Genomic DNA, 17,635 nt, shown 5'->3' with positions numbered 1-17,635 from the left:
GTTCCATCGCCTGGAGGCCGGCCCGGAACGAGCGGGCGATCCGCTCGTGGCGGGCCCAGCGGGCCTCCATGCCCTCGACGCGGATGCGGCGGACGGAGGCCGCCATGGCGGCCACCAGATGGACCGCGGGGGTGGCGAAGTAGGCCGGCCGGCCGGCCTGGAAGGCCTCCATCACCGGCAGCCACTTCCCCCAGTCGGCGTAGTAGACCCGCGGTCGGGTCCGGCGCCGATGGTAAGCCTCCAGTGCAGCGGGACGGGCCATCACGATCGCCAGGCCGGGGGGCACGGCGAGGGCCTTCTGGGAGCCCGTCAGCGCCACATCGACCCCCCATGCCGTCTGGTGGAACCGCTGGCCTCCGATGGCACAGACCCCGTCGACCACCACGAGGGCGCCGTAGCGGTGGGCCAGGGCAGCCCAGCGCGCCACCGGTATGGCCACCCCGGTGGAGGTATCCACGTGGGTGAGGGTGAGAAGCCTGGCCCCGCTCTGGAGGGCTTCCTCGATCTGGGCGTCATCGGGGAGGGCGCCGGGCGCCGCCGTCACCCGCACCACCTGGGCCTCGAACCATTCCGCCATCTCGGCCATGCGGGCGGCGAAATAGCCCGTGTCGACCACCACCACCCGGTCGCCGGGCTCGATCAGGTTGGCCAGGGCCATCTCCATGGCCAGGGTGCCCGATCCGGCGACCAGGAAAGGCTGGCCGTCGGGGGCGTCGAAGATCTCGCGGAGGCCCTCCAGGGCCTCGCGCATCTGGGCGGCGAACCCGGCCGACATATGGCTGACCGGCGGCCGGGCCATCGCCTCCAGGACCTCCGGGTCGACCTCGACGGGTCCGGGGATCATCAGCAAGGTTCGGTCCGCCATGGTTCGGTGCTCCGTGTCGGAGGGATCAACGGCCGGACAATCCGAGCAGGGCCCGCGGGCCGGTGGGCGCCCCCGGCCCGATGATCCCAAAGGATCTCCCCCTCGGCTTCCCCGCAGGAACGCCGCAACAGCGCCCGCCGGGCTTCCTGTTCTTCCATCGAGAGCGTCTCCACGGGGCGGTCAGGCTCCGGTGGCCATTCGAAAGTTTACTCAGAGCGGATAGAACGGCACAAATCCGATGGTGGGGCGGATGGGGATCCGTTCTCTGCGAGGGCCGCCATCGCGGCCGCCCGGGCCTCGGCGGCGCGGATGCGTTTGCCCAGGGCGGGGTGGGTGTGGAACAGGACCTCCACCCAGGCCTCCAGGTCCGGTTCCGCCAGGTTCTGTTCGCCGAGTTTGCGCAAGGCGGAGGCCAGCGCCCCGGGGTTGCTGCACCATCGGATCGCCGCCCGGTCGGCCTCCCATTCCCGCCAGCGGGACCACGCCCGCAACGGGATTCCGGTGGCCAGCCCGAAGGCCATCGCGGCCAGGGCCAAGGCCGGGAGGGTTCCGGGGTGGTCCAGTCGTGGGAACCCCAGGGCCCGGACCAGCGGGGGAAGCCAGCGGGCTCCCAGGAGGAACCCGAGCAGGTTCACCGCGCTCCCCAGGGCGAGGCCGAGGGGGAGATCCCGGTGCCGGTGATGGGCCAGTTCGTGGGCCAGGATCGCCTCGATCTCCTCCGGCGTGTAACCCTGAAGCAGGGTGTCGCCGAGGACGATGCGCCGGGTGGGGCCGATCCCCATCAGCCCGGCGTTCGCCGCCCGGGTCCGACGGCTCATATCGATGACGAAGACGCCCCGGATGCCGACGCCGGCCCGCCGGGCCATCCCCTCCAGCCGGGCGACGAGGTCGGGATCTTCCAAGGGGCGGAACCGGTAGAACAGCGGGGCCAGGAGCACCGGTGTCCACTGGGCGAGGAGGACGGTGAACAGGATCCAGAAGGCGCCCACCGGCAGCCACCAGGTCTCCGGCCAGCGCCGGAAGGCAACGTAGAGCCCGGCCAGCAGGGGCAATCCCATCCCGGCCCCGATCCCCCAGCCCTTGGCCTGATCCAACGCCCATCCTTTCACCGTCTGGGTGGAGAGGCCGAAGCGCTGGGGGAGGACGAACCCTCCGTAGAGGGCGAGGGGCAGGTCCAGGAGGATCCAGCCGCCGCCGAACAGGACCGCCATCGCCACCGCGTCCAGGGGGAACGGCAGCCGGGCGGCCAGGGCGTCCCCGACCCGCCGGGAGAGGCCGGTGGCGATCCATGCGGCAGCGTAGGCGGTGAAGAGGGCTATTCCCGCCAACGCCAGCCGGCGTTGCCCTCGGGCGTAGCGTTTCGCCTTCGACGTCCGTTCGTCTGCCAAGGCGGCTTCGCCTCCCCCGGGGCGGGCGCAGGCCCTTCAGCGTTCCGGCTGGAGGATCACCACCATGCCTTCGTAGAGGTCCCGGAACCGTTCGGCGTCGGCCGCCGTCCCGGCCACCCCGGCGCCGTAGTGCATAGGGATGGCCACCTTCGGGGCGATGGCGCGGGCCGCCTCGGCGGCCTCCTCGGCGGTCATCACATAGGTTCCGCTGACCGGCAGCAGAGCGATGTCGCAGCGGATGGCCTTCATCTCGGGGATGAAATCCGTGTCGCCGGCGAAGTAGAGGCACTCCCCCTCGATGGTGAGGATGAACCCCAGCCCGCCGGCCGCCTTGGGGTGGAAGGGCTTGTTGACGTTGTAGGCCGGCACGGCCTCGATCTCCACCCCGAGGACGGCGAGACGATCGCCGGCGCGCATCGCCTTCGCCCCTTTGATCTTCGCGGCGGCGGCCGGGCTGCCCACGATGACGGTGTCGGGCCGGCGCAGGCGGTCGATGTCCTGGGGGGAGCAATGGTCGAAGTGCTCGTGGCTGATGAGGATGAGATCCGCCTGGGGGGCCCCGGCGGGGACCTGCCAGGGATCCAGGTAGATCACGGGCGGCCCATCGATGCGGAAGGCGTCGTGCCCGAGCCAGTGGAGCCGCGCGAGCAAGCGGGGTTGCTGGGCCATGGGCAACCTCCTGGTGCGCTGTTTTAAGGATCCACCCAAACGGCATCGGGGGCAAGCCCCCTCCGGCTGGGAGCCGACGGGCGAGGGAGGCGGCGCGCGGCGGCTTCCCCCTCGCCGAAGCCGAAACCGCGGCCCACGATGTCATAGATCCAGATCCCGGTGGGGAGGGCCCCCGGAGGATCGACCGCTCGTACCGGGGAAGGCCCCGCCTTCAGGCCGGCTGTCCTTCGCCAGGGATCACGTGGAAAGGCGGCTCGCGGCGACGGACCCGCTCCATCAGATCGGCCAGGGCCGCCCGCGCGGCCCGGTAGGCCTTCGGGTCCCGCGCCGGCAGATCCAGGGCCTCGAACTCCTCCTCGTCCAGCACGACCATCTGCCCTTGGGGGGTCACAAAAAGATCCAGGGCCAGGTCCCGGGTTTCGATCTCCTCGCAGGAGATGCGGGCCGGGTAGGCGATGTCGCAATACCAGCCCTTCAGTCCGCCGTCCCCCTGGCGATGGATCTCGTAGATGGCGAACCAGCGGTCGGTGAAGAAATACTCCACGAAACGGTCCCCGGGCTCCAGGACGGCGTAGCCCAGGTCCAGGGGCGGTCGCTCCCAGAGGGCCTCCACGACCAGCCCGCCCGGCGCGGCCTGGACCACGCGGCCGCTGTAGAGGGCCCGCAGCCGCCCGTCGACGGCCAGCCGGCGGACGCGGATCGTGGCCCCTTCCCTCAATCCGGTCCCCACCCTCGCTCCTCCACCGCCTGGAAGATGTCCGTGTCGCTCACGATGCCCACGGGCTTGCCGTCCTGCATCACCACCGCCCGGCGGATGTTGGCGTCCAGCATAATGATCGAGCACTGCCGGATGGTGGTGTCCGGGGAGACCGTGATGAGGGGGGCGCTCATGAGGTCGCGAACCTTCAAGCCCTTGAGGGGACGGTCCGCTGCCACCACTTTCTTCAGGATGTCCCGTTTGGTCATGATCCCCCATGTGCCGTGGGGCCCCTCCGGCTCCACCACCACGCTGGAGATGCCCTTCTGGACCATCAGATGCAGCGCCTCCTCCACCGGCATGTCCGGTGGGACGGTCACCACCGGTGAGGTCATGATCTCCGCCACCGTGTAGGGCTTGGGTTTCCGCTCCATGGGTCTTTCCTCCGCCCGAGGGCCGCCTGTTCGTGGGTTCCAAAGAATATTTTATCACTGGGGAACACGGGCTCCCCATCTGCCCCTGGGCATGCTAAGATCATCTCCGGAGGGCCCTGGCGGGGATGGGAGGCACGATGCGGTTCCGGGATCGAGGGGAAGCCGGGCGACGGCTGGCAGAGGCACTGCGCCACCTGGCCCCGGAGGCGCGGGCCGGGCAACTGGTCGTGCTGGGGATCCCCCGCGGGGGTGTGATCGTCGCCTATGAGGTGGCCCGGGCGTTGCAGGCCCCCCTGGACGTGGTGCTGGCCCACAAACTGGGGGCCCCGGACAACCCGGAACTGGCCATCGGCGCGGTGGCGGAGGACGGCACCCTGTGGATCGATCCCCTCGCCGTGGCCGAATTGGAGGTCTCCCCGGCCTACCTGGAGGAGGAGATCCGCCGCCAGCAGGAGGAGTTGCGACGGCGGGCCGAGCGCTTCCGGGGGGCCCGCCCACCGGTCCCGGTGGCGGGGCGGACCGCGGTGGTGGTGGATGACGGGATCGCCACGGGGGCGACGATGCGGGTGAGTTTGCGCTCCTTGCGGCGCCAGGGGGCCCGGCGCCTGGTGGTCGCCGCCCCGGTCGCGCCGCCCGAGATGCTCCCGCGGGTGGAGGCCGAGGCCGACGAGGTGGTCGTCCTCTATACCCCCGCCCGCTTCTGGGCCGTCGGCGCTTTCTATGACCATTTCGACCAGGTTCCGGATGAGCAGGTGGTCGCCCTGCTGGCCGAGGCGGTGGCCTGGGGGTCGGGCGGGTGAGGGTCGCGGAGGAGAGGGCATGGCGGGGAGGCCCGAGCAGATCATCCATCGGTTGCGGGAGCGGTTGCGCCAGCCACTGCCCGGGCCGGCGGCCCAGGGGGAGATGGCTCCCCCGTATCGCCGCGCCCTGCTGGAGGCATCACCGGGGTGGCCGCCGGACGCCCGGTCCGCTGCCGTGCTGATCCTGCTCTATCCGGACGGGGAGGACCTGGCGTTTCCCCTCACGGTGCGCACGCAGCATGTGGCCCACCACAAGGGACAGGTCTCGCTCCCCGGGGGGGCGTGCGAGCCGGGCGAGGATCCGGTGGCGACGGCCCTGCGGGAGACCGAGGAGGAACTGGGTCCGCTGGGGGCGCCGGTGACCCTGGTGGGGGCGCTGACGCCGCTTTACGTCCCGCCCAGCGGCTTCCTGATCCATCCCGTGGTCGGCTTCCTCCCGCGCCGGCCGGCCTTCCAGCCGGCGCCGCTGGAGGTCGCGGAGGTGCTGGAGGCCACCCTCGCCTGGCTGCTGGATCCCCGCAGCCGGGGGGAGGAGGAGTGGGAACTGCACGGCGGCCGCTGGCGGATCCCTGTCTTCCGCCTGCAGGGCCATGGGGTCTGGGGGGCGACGGCCATGATCCTCTCCGAGTTCCGCGCCGTCGTCCGGGAAGCTTTGGCCTGGGCCCGCCCGGCCCGCTCTCCGGCGTGAGGGCGGGCGATGACCGGACCTCCACCCTGGCTGCGAATCCCGCGCGGAGGGGGAGAGCGATGCGAAGCGTGATCGCGCAGCGCGTGGCTGCGATCCCGCCTTCCGGGATCCGCCGCTTCTTCGACATCGCGGCGACGATGAAGGATGTCATCAGCCTGAGCATCGGGGAGCCGGACTTCGTCACGCCGGAGCCCATCCTGCGGGCTGGGGTGGAGTCCCTTCTGCGGGGGGAGACCCACTACACCAGCAACTCCGGCCTGATCGAACTGCGGGAGGCCCTGGCCGAGCATCTCTACCGGCTCTACGGCGTCGCCTACGACCCCGAGTCCGAGTTGCTCATCACCGTGGGGGTCTCGGAGGCCCTCTATCTGGCCGTCAATGCTATCCTGGACCCGGGGGACGAGGTGATCATCCCGCAGCCGTGCTTCGTCTCCTACGCGCCGGAGGTGGTCCTGGCGGGTGGCGTCCCGGTGACCTTCGCCACGCGGGCGGAGGAGGATTTCCAGGTCAACCCGGCCGATGTGGAGTCCCGCATCACCTCGCGGACCAAGGCCATCCTCATCGGCTATCCGAACAACCCCACCGGCGCGGTGATGCCGCGGGAGAAACTGTTGGCCATCGCCGCCCTGGCGGAGAAGCACGATCTCATTGTGATCTCCGACGAGATCTACGACCGGCTGGTCTACGATGGAACCCACACGTGCTTCGCTGCCCTCCCTGGGGCCCGGGAGCGCACCATCCTCCTCGGGGGCTTCTCTAAGGATTACGCCATGACCGGCTGGCGCATCGGCTACGCGGCGGCGCCCAAAGAGATCTTGGCCGCCATGCGCAAGATCCACCAATATACGATCATGTCCGCCCCCACGCCCTCCCAGTATGCCGCCCTGGCCGCCCTGCGGGTCGGCGAGGAATATGTGGAGCAGATGCGCCAGGAATACGATCGGCGCCGCCGGCTGATCGTCCAGGGCCTGAACGAACTGGGGCTGACCTGCTTCGAGCCGAAGGGGGCCTTCTATGCCTTCCCCTCCATTGCGCGAACCGGGATGAGCGATGAGGAGTTCAGCGAGCGCCTGCTTATGGAGGAAAAGGTGGCCGTCGTCCCAGGGAGCGCCTTCGGGCTAGGGGGCGCCGGCCACGTGCGCTGCTCCTACGCCACGGCTTATGAGAAGATCGAGGAAGCCCTGGAGCGGATCGCCCGCTTTATGAAGCGCTACGGGTGATCCGGCAAGGGCCCCCTGGGGCCCCAGGGGCCCGCCTCACCAGTCCTCGTCCTCCTCTTCTTCGTCCGGCTCGAACTCCGTCCATTCCTCCTCGTCGTCCAGTTCCAGTTCCTCCTCCAGTTCCTCCTCTTCCTCCAGGAGCTCTTCTTCCTCTTCTTCTTCCTCTGCCTGCGCGTAGGTCAGGCAGCCCATCTCCGGGTCCAGTTCGATCTCGTCGGCCGTGCAGAAGCCAGCCTCCAGGTAGATGCAATCGACATAATGGCAGCGGATGCGGGGCATGGCGTTCTCCTCCGGATCGGATTTTTTTCGAATGGCGAAGCGGTGTCTTGGATCGCCGCAGCCCTTTCAACGGAACGCGCGGTAGAAGCGGACGCCGCACACCCCCAGGAGCAAGGTGATCAAGGCTGCCGAGGTCACGCACCACGTGCACCACGCCTGCAGCACGAAGGCCTCGATGGCGGTGAGATACATCGAGAACAGCCACCCGCCCAGGGCCAGGGCGAAGGAGAGGGTGATCGCCCAGGGGCGCAGGGCCTCGCGGCGCTCCCAGGCGGGGAGGCCGAGGAGGAACAGCGCCAGGTAGACCCCAAGCCCCCACGTCGCCACCGGGATCCCCAGCAGCACCGCATAAGGGCTGTTGTTGACGAGGTCGCAACCCCGGAAGCCGATGCAGATCAGACCCTCGCCCCTCGTCTTGGCCCACGTCAGGTAGGCGGCCACGCCGGCCCCGGCCAGGGCCAGGGCCTGCTGGGCCACCCGCCAGACATCCCGTCGCACAGCCGCCGCCGTCCTCGCCATTCCGCTATTTCTGCTTCTTCTGCAGCAGCGTGTCGATGTAGGTCTCGTAGAAGGCCGCGTCGTAAAGCCCTTCGATCTTCTCGCCGTTGATGAACAAGGTCGGCGTGGCCCGGACGCCGCGCCCCCGCCCGGCCTCGGCCGCCTGCCGGATGAAGTCCCGATACTTGCCGGACCGCAGGCAATCACCAAAGGCGGCCGGGTCCAGCCCGGCCCGCGGGGCGAACCCGATCAGGCGGTCGTCCGAGAACCAACCCATGTTCTCCCCACGCTGGTGGGCGAAGAGCACATGTTCATATTCCCAGAACTTCCCCTGTTCTGCCGCGCAGGCGGCCGCCTCCGCCGCTCGGAAGGACTCCGGGCCCAGGAACGGAAAATACCGGAAGATATAATACACCTGCCCTGTCTTGACATACTTCTCGTCCAGGCGCGGCGCCACCTCGCGGGTGTAGCGGGCGCAGACCGGACACTGGAAGTCCGAATACTCCTCGATGACCACCGCGGCCTGCGGGTTCCCCTTGTAGGGATAGCCATCCGGGGTGAGGCCGGTCGGGTAGTCGACGGCGGCGACGGTGGCGGCCGGCCGGTTGACCCACAGTTGATGGCCGATGAGGCCCAGGGCCCCTACGACGGCGACCCCGAGGATCGCCCAGGGCAGCCGCGAGGGGGGGGCCGGGCGGGCGGGGCGTGGGGCTCGCTGGCTCATGGAACCTCCTCCACGATGTAAGCGGGGGGTGCGGCGGGCACGCCGATCAGATCCTGTAGGTGCACCCAGACCTCGGCCATCACAACGGCCCCCGCCGGGAGCGACCGCACTCCCTCGGGGACGATGACCAGGCCGTTGGCGCGAGCCATCGCGCTCAGGATGTGCGAGCCCTGCAGGCCGCTCAGGCGGGCCCGCAACGCTCCGTCCTCATGGACGATCAGAGCCCGGAAGTAGGTCTCGCGCCCATCGCTGGCCACCGGCTCCGCCAGGATCACCGGGATGCGGGGCCGCTCCGGGCGCGGGTAGCCGCCCAGCCGGCGCAGGGCCGGGCGCACGAACTGGTCGAAGGTGATCATGGCCGAGACGGGGTTGCCGGGCAGGCCGAAGAAGGGGATGCCCCGGTAATGCCCGAAGGCGAAGGGCTTCCCCGGCCGGATGTTCACCCGCCAGAGGTGGATGGCCCCGTGACGCCCGACGACCTCCTTCACCCAATCGTAGGCCCCCATGGAGGCGCCCGCTGAGGAGACGATCAAGTCCGGTCGATGGGCGGCGGCCTCGTCCAGCAGGCGCTGTAGGTCCTCCGGGTGGTCCCGCGCGATGCCCAGCACGATGGGCTCCGCCCCCGCCTCCAGGGCCTGGGCCGCCAGGGCGGTGCGGTTGGTCTCGTAGATCCCGCCCGGTGGAAGGGGTCGCCCGGGCTCCACCAGTTCGTCCCCAATGGCCAACAGCGCCACCCGGGGCCGGCGGTGGACCGGAACCTCCAGCCGGCCGAGGGCGGCCAGGAGGGCCAGCGCCCCCGGGGTCAGAACCGTCCCGGGCGGCAGCACCACCGTCCCCCGAGCCACATCCTCCCCCGCGGGTCGGACGGCCTCGCCGGGCTGGACCGGGCGGAACACGGCGACAACCCGCGGGAGCGGACGGCCCGGCCCGCCGGGATCATCGGTGTCCTCCACCGGGACCACCGCGTCGGCGCCGGTCGGGAGCGGGGCTCCGGTGGCGATGCGCACGGCGGTCCCCGGCTGGACGATCCCGGGGAAAGGATGCCCGGCCGCGGCCTCCCCTGCCACCTGGAGGCGGACCGGCCGGTCGCGGGTGGCCTCGGCGGTGTCGGCGGCGCGGACGGCGTAGCCGTCCATCGCCGAGTTGGGAAAGGGCGGGAGGTCGTGGTCCGCCCGAAGGCCCTCGGCCAGGACGCGGCCGAGGGCCTCCCGCAGGGGCACCGACTCGGGGGGCAGGGGGTGGAACTCCTGCAAGATCAGACGCCGGGCCTCGTCGACCCGGATCCCCTCTCGGGCGATCGCTCCCATCCTTCGCACGTCAAGGAGATGGATGAACCGACCTCCCCATCCGGCGCGTGGGCAGCCCGTCGATCCGATCGGATCCCTTCGGGGGAGGGCAGGGCGGCCGAGGATGTGCCGGTCCGGCATCCTTTCCTCGGGCTCGAGGTAAGTGTAATGGGCCGGCAGGGGCCTGTCAACTCCGACCACCGGTCCCGTCGGGGAGGCCGATCTTGGCGTCGGGGTCCACGTCCAGGTCCAGAGGGGCGAAGCGGCCGGCCTGGGCGTGAAGGGCGGCGGCGGCGCCGATCATGGCCGCGTTGTCCGTGCACAGCCAGGGGGGCGGCACGACCACTGGGACAGGGGAGCGGGCCTGCATGGTCTCCCGCAGCCGCCGGTTGGCCGAGACCCCGCCGGAGATCAAGATGGCCCGGGCCGCATAGCGCCGCAGGGCCTCCAAGGTTCGGGTCACCAATTGCTCCACGACCGCCGCCTGGAAGGAGGCCGCCAGGTCGGCGATGGGCAGGGGCTTCCCCTGCCATCGCTCCACGGTCCGCAGAACGGCCGTCTTCAGCCCGCTGAAACTGAACCAGAGGGGATCGTCGACCTTCGGCAGGGCAGGGAACGGAAAGGCGTGGGGGTTCCCCTCCCGGGCCGCCCGCTCGATGGCCGGGCCGCCGGGGAAGCCCAGGCCCAGCAGGCGGGCGACCTTGTCGAAGGCCTCCCCAGCGGCATCGTCGATGGTCCAGCCCACACGCCGGTGATCCAACAGGTCCCGCACCCAGATCAACTCGGTGTGCCCGCCGGAGACGATCAGGGCCAGGAAGGGGAGGGGGAGGTCCTCGGGCGGGTTCCCTTCCACCCGGAGGCGGTGGGCGTAGAGGTGGCCCTCCAGGTGGTTGACGGCGATGAGGGGCTTGCGGCGGCCGAAGGCCAGGGCCTTGGCGAAACTCACCCCGACGACCAGGGAGCCGGGCAGGCCGGGCCCATACGTGACGGCGATGGCGTCCACATCTTCCAGCGAGAGGCCCGCCTGGGCCAGCGCCTCCCGGGTCACCGGGACGATGGCCTCCAGATGCATCCGGGCGGCGACCTCGGGGAAGATGCCGCCGTATTTGGCGTGGAAGGCGGCCTGGGAGGCGACCACGTTGGACCGCAGGATGCGGCCGTCCTCGACAACGGCCGCCGCCGTCTCGTCGCAGGAGGTCTCAAGGGCCAGGATGCGCATCGGCCGCGCCCTCCGCGCCGGGTCGGTCCTCGACGGTGAAATCGGCCACGGTCCCCTCGGTGATCCGGACCAGGTCGTCGAAGGCGATGGGGAAGAGGGCGTTGGGAGCCCCGCCGGCGGCCCACACCACCGGGTAGCGGGCCAGGGCGGCGTCGATCCAGACCGGGAGGGCGGTGGCGTGGGCGATGGGCGGCACGCCCCCCACAGTGTAGCCGGTGACCCGGCGCACCGTCTCGGGGTCGGCGATCCGGATCCGCTTGCGGGAGATCCCCCACAGGGCGGCCAGGCGCCGCGCGTCGGCCCTGCGGTCGCCGGAGACCAGCAGCAGCCGGGGTGCCCCATCGGCGAGGAAGAGGAGGGATTTCACGATGGCCCCCAGGGGGCAGCCCACGGCCGCGGCCGCCTCGGGCGCGGTGGCCGTGCGCTGCGGGAGGACCCGCACCGCGACCCCTGGCAGGTGTTGATCCAGGAAGGCCTGCACTGTCTCCGGCCCCCTCATCCGGCTCCTCCGGTTCCCTGGTCTTTCTTGCAGAAATTTTAGCCGCTGCCCCATCGGCACGGCGGAGGCGTCCCACGCGCCTGGGATCGCGCCTCATGGGTAGATGCCCCGGATCAGCGTCGCCTGGGCCACCCGCCAGATGGCCAGCGCCTGGGCGGCCGTCCGGTAATCCCCCGGCTGCAGGCCGTAGCGGCGCAGTTCCGCCTCTTTCGCCAGCACCTCGTGGAAGGCCCGCACCAGGATCCGCTCCATCCGCGTGTTGATCTCCTCCTCGGTCCAGAAGAAAGATTGGAGGTCCTGCACCCACTCGAAGTAGGAGACGATCACCCCCCCGGCGTTGCACAGGATGTCCGGCACGAGGAAGACCCCTTTTTCCAGGAGGATCTCATCGGCCTCCGGGGTGGTGGGCCCGTTGGCGCCCTCAGCCAGGATGCGGGCCCGGATGGAGGGGGCGTTCTCGGCGGTGATCTGGTTCTCCGTGGCAGCTGGGATCAGCACGTCGACAGGGAGGGCGAGGAGCTCCGCGTTGGAGATAGGCTCGGCCTCTGGGAAACCGACCACGGTCCGTTCCCGCCGCGCGTGATCCATCAGCCGGGGGATATCCAGCCCCTTCGGGTTATAGACCCCGCCGTGAACGTCGCTGACCGCCACCACCTTGGCGCCCATCTGATGGGCGGTCAGTGCGGCGTAGGAGCCCACGTTCCCGAACCCCTGGATGGCGATGTTCGCCCCTTCGATGGGGATGCGGTTCACTTGGAGGGCCTGCGCCACCACCATCATGACGCCGCGCCCCGTGGCCTCCACGCGCCCCAAGGTCCCTCCGATCTCCAGGGGCTTGCCGGTGACCACTGCCGGCTGGGTGAAGCCGGTGTGCATTGAATATGTGTCCATGATCCATGCCATGATTTGGGGGTTGGTCCCCACATCGGGCGCCGGCACGTCGCCGCCGGGGTGCATCAGCAGGCTGATCTCGGTGGCGTAGCGGCGGGTCAGGCGTTCCAGCTCCCGGGGGGAGAGCCGCGCCGGATCCACCGCCACGCCCCCTTTGGCCCCGCCGTAGGGGATGTTCACCAAGGCGCACTTCCAGGTCATCCACATGGCCAGCGCCCGAACCTCCTCCAGCGTCACGTCGGGGTGATAGCGGATGCCGCCCTTGGTGGGGCCGCGGACAGCGTTGTGGTGCACCCGGTAGCCGGTGAACATCTGGATGGAGCCGTCGTCCATCTGGACGGGGAAGTTGACGATGAGTTCCCGTTTGGGGCGGCGCAGGAACTCGATCAGCCCCCGCTTCAGCGGATGGCCCGAGGCCTCCAGGATGCGGACGGCCCGGTCGAACTGGGCGAGGGCAGCGCGCCATGCCTGCAGGCCCTTGCGGATCGCCTCCGGCGACGGGGAATAGCCGGCGCTCCCCGAGAGCTCGTTCCGATCATCCATGTCATCGTCCCTCCACACCAGGTTGTCGATGGACGGCCCGCGGGCGGGGCGAGGTCCTCCCGGCGGGTCAACAGGAGGGCTTCAGCGCATCCCTGCTGGAGCCCTCTGCGTGGGATAAGGTGACCTGGATCTCCAGCTTGGGCCAGCGGAGCATCTCCAGGATATGCGGCTCCAGGCCCATCACCTGGGCGACCTCGTCCAGTTGCTTCTGGACGATCTGGAAGGGGTTCAGGGTTTCCTTAATCAATCTGTTCCAGCGCCATGGCGCATCTCCCTCCGGTCGGGATCAAGAAGCGGCTCGCGCGGATACGGGCTCCTGGGGGAAGGGCGGCGGCCGGGCGGAAGGGGGTTGCCCGGAAAATAATATGGGGCCACCCCGGGCGAGGTGGCCCCATAGATGTCAACCCCCTTCGTGATCCGGATGATCCGATGCAACCCCATCGGTCCGATCGGGGATCCCACGATATCCCGTCCGCAGCCCCATCTCATTTTACTGGAAGAGGGGGGCTCCGTCAACTTCAGCCTGCGCGGAGCCGCTTGACCGTCGCGGGCTTTGAGGGCATGATCGGCGGTGTTCGGCCCGGGCCCAGGCCCGGTCGACCGGGCGTCGCCATCCCACAGAAAGGAGGTGATGCGCGATGGACGAGAAACGTCGAACCGCTCGGCAGGGGGCAGGCCGTCGCATCACCTCCGGTGAGATCCGGTAAGCGACGGCCTGCCTGGAGGCCGCCTTCTTCGGAGGGCGGCCTCCGTTTTTGGGGCCGGCCGGGGCGTCTCCGGGAACAGGCATCAAAACCGGGGAGCCGACGGCTCCCCGTCGGCTCCCCGGCCTGTCGGGACGGGCGGATTTGAACCGCCGACCCCTGCAACCCCATTGCAGTGCGCTAACCTGGCTGCGCCACGTCCCGATCTGCTTTTATTATATCTACGATCCCAAAGCGCGGCAAGCCCGGCGCGGTCCCGGCGCCCGGGCGATCCGGTCGTCGGGACCCGTGGGCGCAGGGACTCCGGCCATGGTGCGGATCTCGGTGGTAGCCACAGTCAAGAACGAGGCCTCTTCCATCGGGCGGCTGCTGGATTCCCTGGCCGCCCAGTCGCGCACGCCGGACGAGGTGGTGATCGCGGACGGGGGATCCACGGATGGGACGTTGGATCGGCTGCGGGCGGAGCGCCGTTTCCCGCTGACGGTGATCGAGGCGCCGGGGACGAACATCTCCCAGGGGCGCAACCGGGCCATCGCCGCCGCTCGAGGGGAGATCATCGCGGTGACCGACGCCGGCGTCCGTCTCCATCCCGACTGGCTGCGCCACCTGCTCCGCCCCTTCGAGGAGCGGCCGGAAACGGTGGCCGTCGCCGGGTTCTTCCTGCCGGATCCCTTCACCCCCTTCGAGGTGGCGATGGCCGCCACGGTGCTCCCGGAGCGGCGGGACATCCGGCCGGATCGGTTCTGGCCCTCCAGCCGCTCAGTGGCTTTCCGGAAGTGGGCCTGGGAGGCGGTTGGCGGCTATCCGGAGTGGCTGGATTATTGCGAGGACCTGGTGTTCGATTTCGCCCTCTACGAGCGGTTCGGCCCCTTCGCCTTCGCGCCCGAGGCCGTCGTCTACTTCCGACCGCGCCAGAGCATGCGCGCCTTCTTTCTCCAGTATTACCGATACGCGCGGGGGGATGGGAAGGCCGACCTGTGGCGGCTGCGTCATGCCGTCCGCTACGCCACGTATCTGGGGCTGGTCCCCGCCCTGGCCCTGCTGAGCCTGCAGGTTCATCCCGCATGCGCGCTGGGCTATCTGCTGGGTGGCTTCTTGTATCTGCGGGCACCCTACCGGCGTCTCTTCCGCCTATGGGAAGGGTATCCGTGGCCGGAGCGGCTCCACATGCTGGCCTGGGTGCCGCTCATCCGGCTCTGGGGGGACCTGGCGAAGATGATCGGCTATCCGGTGGGGGGGCTCTGGCGCTGGCGCCATCTGCGCGGGACGCGGCGCCTCCACGGCTCGACCCGCCTCGCCCCCGCGATGGACCCGCTTCCTTAAGCCCGGCGTCCGCCCTCGGCGGGGCGGAAATTCGGCCTTGCCGTCGAGAAAAACCGGGAGTGAGGATGGAAGGGCCGCCCCGTTGCCGGTATGATAAAGGCGGGATCCGCCATCGGGGGGAAGGGGATGCAACCGAAGGCTGTTGGGAGCGGGCTGCGGGCGTTGCTGGTGCTCACCGCCCTCGCCATCGGGCTGTTGACCGCGTGGGGCGCCCTGGTGCGCACCACGGGCTCCGGGCTGGGCTGTCCGGATTGGCCGCTGTGTCACGGGCGGATCTTCCCGCCGCTGAGCGACCTGGCGGCGTGGCTGGAGTGGATCCATCGGCTCCTGGCGGCCAGCGTCACGCCGCTGCTGGCCCTCTCCGGGCTGATCGCGTGGCGGCGGGAGCGTCGACCCGACCTCTACCGCCCGTTGGCATGGGCCCTGGGGTTGCTCTTCGGGCAGGCCCTCCTGGGCGGGGTGACGGTGATCTTGGAGCTGCCGCCGACCATCGTGGCCATCCACCTCGCCATGGCCATGATCATCCTCGCCCTGGTCCTGGTGGCGGCGGTGCGGGCCCACGCTCCCTGGGCCAGCCGGCCTCCCCCCACGGACCTCGAGGCCGTCCGTCCGGCGGCGGCCGCCGTGCGCGGGATCGGCATGGTGGGTCTGGCCCTCTTCGCCCTCGCCCTCGTGGGGGCTTCGGTGACCGGCAGTGGGGCCTCCTGGGCATGCTCGGACTGGCCGCTGTGCACGGGCGGGGTGCTCTGGCCGGGGGACCTGCTCGGCCGCGTCCACATGTTCCATCGGGTGCTGGCCCTCGGGGTGGGGATCGCCCTGGGCGGGCTGGCCCTGGCCCTCTCCGGCCGCCGGGAGATGCCGCGCGGGGTGTTCTACTGGATCCTGGCGGCCTTCGCCCTTTACATCGTTCAAATCGGCCTGGGGGCGATCAATCTTCGGATGGGGTTCCCGGCGGCGCTGAACGCCCTGCACCTGGGGCTGGCGGCGGCCATCTGGGCAGCGGTGGTGGTGGCGTGGGCCTGGGCCCTGGGGGAGGCCCAGTGGGCGGAGGGCGTCCCGGCAGAATCCTTACGTCTGCGGAACCTCTGGGAGCCCTATGTCACCCTGACCAAGCCGGGGATCGTTGCTCTGCTGCTGGTGACCACGGCAGGGGCGATGTTCATCGCCCAGAGGGGGCTGCCGCCTATCCTCACTTTTGTTTACACCTTGCTGGGCGGCTTGCTGGTCTCCGGCGGGGCCAACGCCATGAACAACGTGTGGGATGCGGAACTGGACCGTCGGATGCATCGCACGGCCCGCCGGCCGATCCCCGCTGGCCGTCTGGGCCGTTGGGAGGCCGCCGTGGTGGCGGCCCTGTTCTCCGTCGCCGGGCTGCTCATCCTGTGGACCTTCGTGAACCCCACGGCGGCAGCCCTGGCCCTGGCGGGCTGGGTGTGGTACGTGGGGATCTACACGATGGTCCTGAAGCGGTGGACCCCCCAGAACATCGTCATCGGGGGGGCGGCGGGGGGGTTCGCGCCGGTGGTGGGCTGGGCGGCGGTGACCGGCCGGGTGGATCCGATGGCCTTCTTCCTGTTCGCCCTGATCTTCCTCTGGACCCCGCCCCACACCTGGGCCTTCGCCATCCTCACCGAGCGGGACTACCGGGAGGCCGGCGTCCCCATGCTGCCGGTGGTGACCGGCCCCCGGGCGGCCGCCTTCCAGGTGCTGTTCTATACCGTCCTCCTGGCCCTCTGGAGCCTGGTGCCTGTGGCCATACGGGCCCTCGGCTTCCTCTACCTGGTCGGGGCCGGGCTCCTGAATGCCTGGCTGTTGATCCTGGCCCTCCGCCTCTGGCAGGATCCGTCTCGGGCGCCGGCCCGCCGCCTGTATCACGCCTCCAACGCTTACCTCTTCTTCTTTTTTGTGTTGATGGTGGCCGATCGCCTCCTGGCGGGCTGAGCCGGCGGAGGGAACAGGGCGGGAGCGGCGAGAAGGCTTGCCGCTCCCACCGTGGTTTTGGGGCCATCTCGGGCGTAACGCGATAGGGGGCTTGGACGACATGGTCTCCGGAGGAAACCGGATGTCTCATCCGGCGGCCTCGGCCCCTTTCTGCGGAGCGGCCCGGTGGTGGATCTTTCCCTTGAGCGATCCTGGACCGTGACGGACGAACAGGCCCTGTTGGCCCGGGCGAGGCGACTGGAGCCAGAGGCCTTGGCCGAGGTGCACGAGCGCTATTATCCCATGCTCTACTTTTACATCCTCGGCCGGGTCGGCGAAGCCCCGGTGGCAGAGGATCTCGTCGGGGAAGTCTTCCTGCGCCTGCTCGAGGCCCTGCATCGGGGCCGCGGACCGGATCGCCATCTGGCCGCCTGGATGTTCCGCGTCGCCGACCACCTGGTCGCCGACCACCATCGGAATCGGCATCGGCGCCCCACGGTCCCTTTGGAGGAGGCCTGGATGGGGCCGATCCAGGAAGAGGCACCGGATGTGGTGCTCCGACAGCGGGTGCGGGAGGCCCTGGAGGCGTTGACCTCAGAGCAGCGGGCGGTGATCCTCCTGCGCTTCTGGGCCGGCATGTCGCCAGAGGAGATCGCTCGGGAACTGGGGAAAACCCCGGGGGCCGTCCGGGCCCTGCAGCACCGTGCCCTGATGACCCTGGCCAGGCGTTTGCGCGCGGCTTTGGACCAAGGGGATCTCCCATGAGCCGGGACGAGTGGGTGGAAGAGGCCCTTCGGGCCCTCGAGCAGGGGACCCCGATGGAACAGATTCTGCGCCGACACCCGGAGCATGCGGAGGCGCTGCGGACGCTTCTATATGCCGCCGACCAGATCCGGCGGGCCCGCCCCCCGGCGCCCTCGCTCCAGCGGGAGCGGGCGGCGCGGGCGGCCTTCCTGGCCCGGGCGGAGGCCCTCCGCCGGGAGCCCCG

The 17,635-nt window shown here is 70.2% G+C and carries 20 protein-coding genes and 1 tRNA gene; 7 read left to right on the top strand and 14 right to left on the bottom strand.

The window, feature by feature from the left end:
• The 5 genes from C4313_RS08515 to C4313_RS08495 all read right to left on the bottom strand — a co-directional run.
• Window positions 1-865, bottom strand: an 865-nt coding sequence (locus tag C4313_RS08515; RefSeq protein ID WP_352429441.1) for a pyridoxal-phosphate-dependent aminotransferase family protein, incomplete at its 3' end; no start/stop codon positions are given.
• A 206-nt stretch (window positions 866-1,071) separates the two neighbouring features.
• The gene (locus C4313_RS08510; protein ID WP_352429440.1) at window positions 1,072-2,253 is read right to left on the bottom strand and encodes a M48 family metallopeptidase; all 1,182 of its coding nucleotides are present in this window, start codon (window positions 2,251-2,253) and stop codon (window positions 1,072-1,074) included.
• A gap of 36 nt (window positions 2,254-2,289) precedes the next feature.
• Window positions 2,290-2,922 carry an MBL fold metallo-hydrolase gene (locus tag C4313_RS08505; protein ID WP_352429439.1) on the bottom strand — a complete coding sequence of 211 codons (633 nt, stop codon included), beginning with the start codon at window positions 2,920-2,922 and terminating at the stop codon, window positions 2,290-2,292.
• A gap of 211 nt (window positions 2,923-3,133) precedes the next feature.
• Window positions 3,134-3,652 (bottom strand): ribonuclease FAU-1 family protein, encoded by a 519-nt coding sequence (locus C4313_RS08500; RefSeq protein WP_352429438.1) that lies wholly within the window; start codon window positions 3,650-3,652, stop codon window positions 3,134-3,136.
• Window positions 3,637-4,053, bottom strand: coding sequence for a CBS domain-containing protein (locus C4313_RS08495; protein ID WP_352429437.1), 417 nt, complete (start codon window positions 4,051-4,053; stop codon window positions 3,637-3,639). Before C4313_RS08495 ends, C4313_RS08500 begins: the two co-directional genes overlap by 16 nt.
• 137 nt (window positions 4,054-4,190) lie before the next feature.
• On the opposite strand from C4313_RS08495, the gene C4313_RS08490 reads away from it, so the two are divergent.
• Genes C4313_RS08490 through C4313_RS08480 form a run of 3 tightly spaced genes read left to right on the top strand, consistent with a single transcriptional unit; the run spans window position 4,191 to window position 6,761 of the window.
• Entirely contained in the window at window positions 4,191-4,853 is a 663-nt protein-coding gene (locus tag C4313_RS08490) for a phosphoribosyltransferase (RefSeq protein ID WP_352429436.1), read from the top strand.
• Between the two features lie 19 nt (window positions 4,854-4,872).
• Window positions 4,873-5,541: an NUDIX hydrolase gene (locus C4313_RS08485; protein ID WP_352429435.1), complete on the top strand. Its 669-nt coding sequence runs from the start codon at window positions 4,873-4,875 to the stop codon at window positions 5,539-5,541.
• A 59-nt stretch (window positions 5,542-5,600) separates the two neighbouring features.
• Window positions 5,601-6,761, top strand: a complete 1,161-nt coding sequence (locus tag C4313_RS08480) for an aminotransferase class I/II-fold pyridoxal phosphate-dependent enzyme (protein ID WP_352429434.1) — start codon at window positions 5,601-5,603, stop codon at window positions 6,759-6,761.
• Window positions 6,762-6,797: 36 nt separating this feature from the next.
• Here the strand turns inward: C4313_RS08480 and C4313_RS08475 are convergent, their stop codons facing one another.
• From C4313_RS08475 to C4313_RS08435, 9 genes are all read right to left on the bottom strand, one after another.
• Window positions 6,798-7,040, bottom strand: a complete 243-nt coding sequence (locus tag C4313_RS08475) for a hypothetical protein (protein ID WP_352429433.1) — start codon at window positions 7,038-7,040, stop codon at window positions 6,798-6,800.
• A 66-nt stretch (window positions 7,041-7,106) separates the two neighbouring features.
• Window positions 7,107-7,538 carry a vitamin K epoxide reductase family protein gene (locus C4313_RS08470; RefSeq protein ID WP_352429432.1) on the bottom strand — a complete coding sequence of 144 codons (432 nt, stop codon included), beginning with the start codon at window positions 7,536-7,538 and terminating at the stop codon, window positions 7,107-7,109.
• Window positions 7,539-7,563: 25 nt separating this feature from the next.
• Window positions 7,564-8,262 carry a DsbA family protein gene (locus C4313_RS08465; protein ID WP_352429431.1) on the bottom strand — a complete coding sequence of 233 codons (699 nt, stop codon included), beginning with the start codon at window positions 8,260-8,262 and terminating at the stop codon, window positions 7,564-7,566.
• Window positions 8,259-9,569 (bottom strand): molybdopterin molybdotransferase MoeA, encoded by a 1,311-nt coding sequence (locus tag C4313_RS08460; protein ID WP_352429430.1) that lies wholly within the window; start codon window positions 9,567-9,569, stop codon window positions 8,259-8,261. Before C4313_RS08460 ends, C4313_RS08465 begins: the two co-directional genes overlap by 4 nt.
• A gap of 166 nt (window positions 9,570-9,735) precedes the next feature.
• On the bottom strand, window positions 9,736-10,767 hold the full coding sequence (gene tsaD, locus C4313_RS08455; RefSeq protein WP_352429429.1) for a tRNA (adenosine(37)-N6)-threonylcarbamoyltransferase complex transferase subunit TsaD: 1,032 nt from the start codon (window positions 10,765-10,767) through the stop codon (window positions 9,736-9,738).
• Window positions 10,748-11,266, bottom strand: a complete 519-nt coding sequence (locus tag C4313_RS08450) for a YbaK/EbsC family protein (RefSeq protein ID WP_352429428.1) — start codon at window positions 11,264-11,266, stop codon at window positions 10,748-10,750. Before C4313_RS08450 ends, tsaD begins: the two co-directional genes overlap by 20 nt.
• A 93-nt stretch (window positions 11,267-11,359) precedes the next feature.
• Entirely contained in the window at window positions 11,360-12,700 is a 1,341-nt protein-coding gene (locus tag C4313_RS08445) for a Glu/Leu/Phe/Val family dehydrogenase (protein WP_352429427.1), read from the bottom strand.
• Window positions 12,701-12,767: 67 nt separating this feature from the next.
• Window positions 12,768-12,947, bottom strand: coding sequence for a hypothetical protein (locus C4313_RS08440; protein WP_352429426.1), 180 nt, complete (start codon window positions 12,945-12,947; stop codon window positions 12,768-12,770).
• 586 nt (window positions 12,948-13,533) lie between these two features.
• A tRNA-Pro gene (locus C4313_RS08435) sits at window positions 13,534-13,608 on the bottom strand.
• A 105-nt stretch (window positions 13,609-13,713) separates the two neighbouring features.
• Between C4313_RS08435 and C4313_RS08430 the strand changes: the two genes are divergently transcribed.
• From C4313_RS08430 to C4313_RS08415, 4 genes are all read left to right on the top strand, one after another.
• Window positions 13,714-14,727 carry a glycosyltransferase gene (locus C4313_RS08430; RefSeq protein WP_352429425.1) on the top strand — a complete coding sequence of 338 codons (1,014 nt, stop codon included), beginning with the start codon at window positions 13,714-13,716 and terminating at the stop codon, window positions 14,725-14,727.
• Window positions 14,728-14,853: 126 nt separating this feature from the next.
• A complete protein-coding gene (locus C4313_RS08425) occupies window positions 14,854-16,668 on the top strand; it encodes a heme o synthase (RefSeq protein WP_352429424.1) in 1,815 nt (604 codons plus the stop codon).
• 168 nt (window positions 16,669-16,836) lie between these two features.
• The gene (locus tag C4313_RS08420; RefSeq protein ID WP_352429423.1) at window positions 16,837-17,412 is read left to right on the top strand and encodes an RNA polymerase sigma factor; all 576 of its coding nucleotides are present in this window, start codon (window positions 16,837-16,839) and stop codon (window positions 17,410-17,412) included.
• The coding region (locus C4313_RS08415; RefSeq protein ID WP_352429422.1) for a hypothetical protein at window positions 17,409-17,635 on the top strand (227 nt) is incomplete at its 3' end. The genes C4313_RS08420 and C4313_RS08415, both read left to right, overlap by 4 nt.

This window comes from Thermoflexus sp., from assembly GCF_040289485.1.
Classification (GTDB): Bacteria; Chloroflexota; Anaerolineae; order Thermoflexales; family Thermoflexaceae; genus Thermoflexus.
Note: the sequence above shows the minus strand (reverse complement) of the source record. Positions and strands in the feature narration are given on the sequence as shown.

Bases quoted from the DNA above. Each gene is read 5' to 3' on its own strand.
- C4313_RS08450 (WP_352429428.1), bottom strand. From the start codon at position 11,266: ATGAGGGGGCCGGAGACAGTGCAGGCCTTCCTGGATCAACACCTGCCA.
- tsaD (WP_352429429.1), bottom strand. From the start codon at position 10,767: ATGCGCATCCTGGCCCTTGAGACCTCCTGCGACGAGACGGCGGCGGCC.
- C4313_RS08460 (WP_352429430.1), bottom strand. From the start codon at position 9,569: ATGGGAGCGATCGCCCGAGAGGGGATCCGGGTCGACGAGGCCCGGCGT.
- C4313_RS08475 (WP_352429433.1), bottom strand. From the start codon at position 7,040: ATGCCCCGCATCCGCTGCCATTATGTCGATTGCATCTACCTGGAGGCT.
- C4313_RS08430 (WP_352429425.1), top strand. From the start codon at position 13,714: ATGGTGCGGATCTCGGTGGTAGCCACAGTCAAGAACGAGGCCTCTTCC.
- C4313_RS08480 (WP_352429434.1), top strand. From the start codon at position 5,601: ATGCGAAGCGTGATCGCGCAGCGCGTGGCTGCGATCCCGCCTTCCGGG.
- C4313_RS08490 (WP_352429436.1), top strand. From the start codon at position 4,191: ATGCGGTTCCGGGATCGAGGGGAAGCCGGGCGACGGCTGGCAGAGGCA.
- C4313_RS08465 (WP_352429431.1), bottom strand. From the start codon at position 8,262: ATGAGCCAGCGAGCCCCACGCCCCGCCCGCCCGGCCCCCCCCTCGCGG.
- C4313_RS08485 (WP_352429435.1), top strand. From the start codon at position 4,873: ATGGCGGGGAGGCCCGAGCAGATCATCCATCGGTTGCGGGAGCGGTTG.
- C4313_RS08425 (WP_352429424.1), top strand. From the start codon at position 14,854: ATGCAACCGAAGGCTGTTGGGAGCGGGCTGCGGGCGTTGCTGGTGCTC.
- C4313_RS08505 (WP_352429439.1), bottom strand. From the start codon at position 2,922: ATGGCCCAGCAACCCCGCTTGCTCGCGCGGCTCCACTGGCTCGGGCAC.
- C4313_RS08495 (WP_352429437.1), bottom strand. From the start codon at position 4,053: ATGGAGCGGAAACCCAAGCCCTACACGGTGGCGGAGATCATGACCTCA.
- C4313_RS08445 (WP_352429427.1), bottom strand. From the start codon at position 12,700: ATGGATGATCGGAACGAGCTCTCGGGGAGCGCCGGCTATTCCCCGTCG.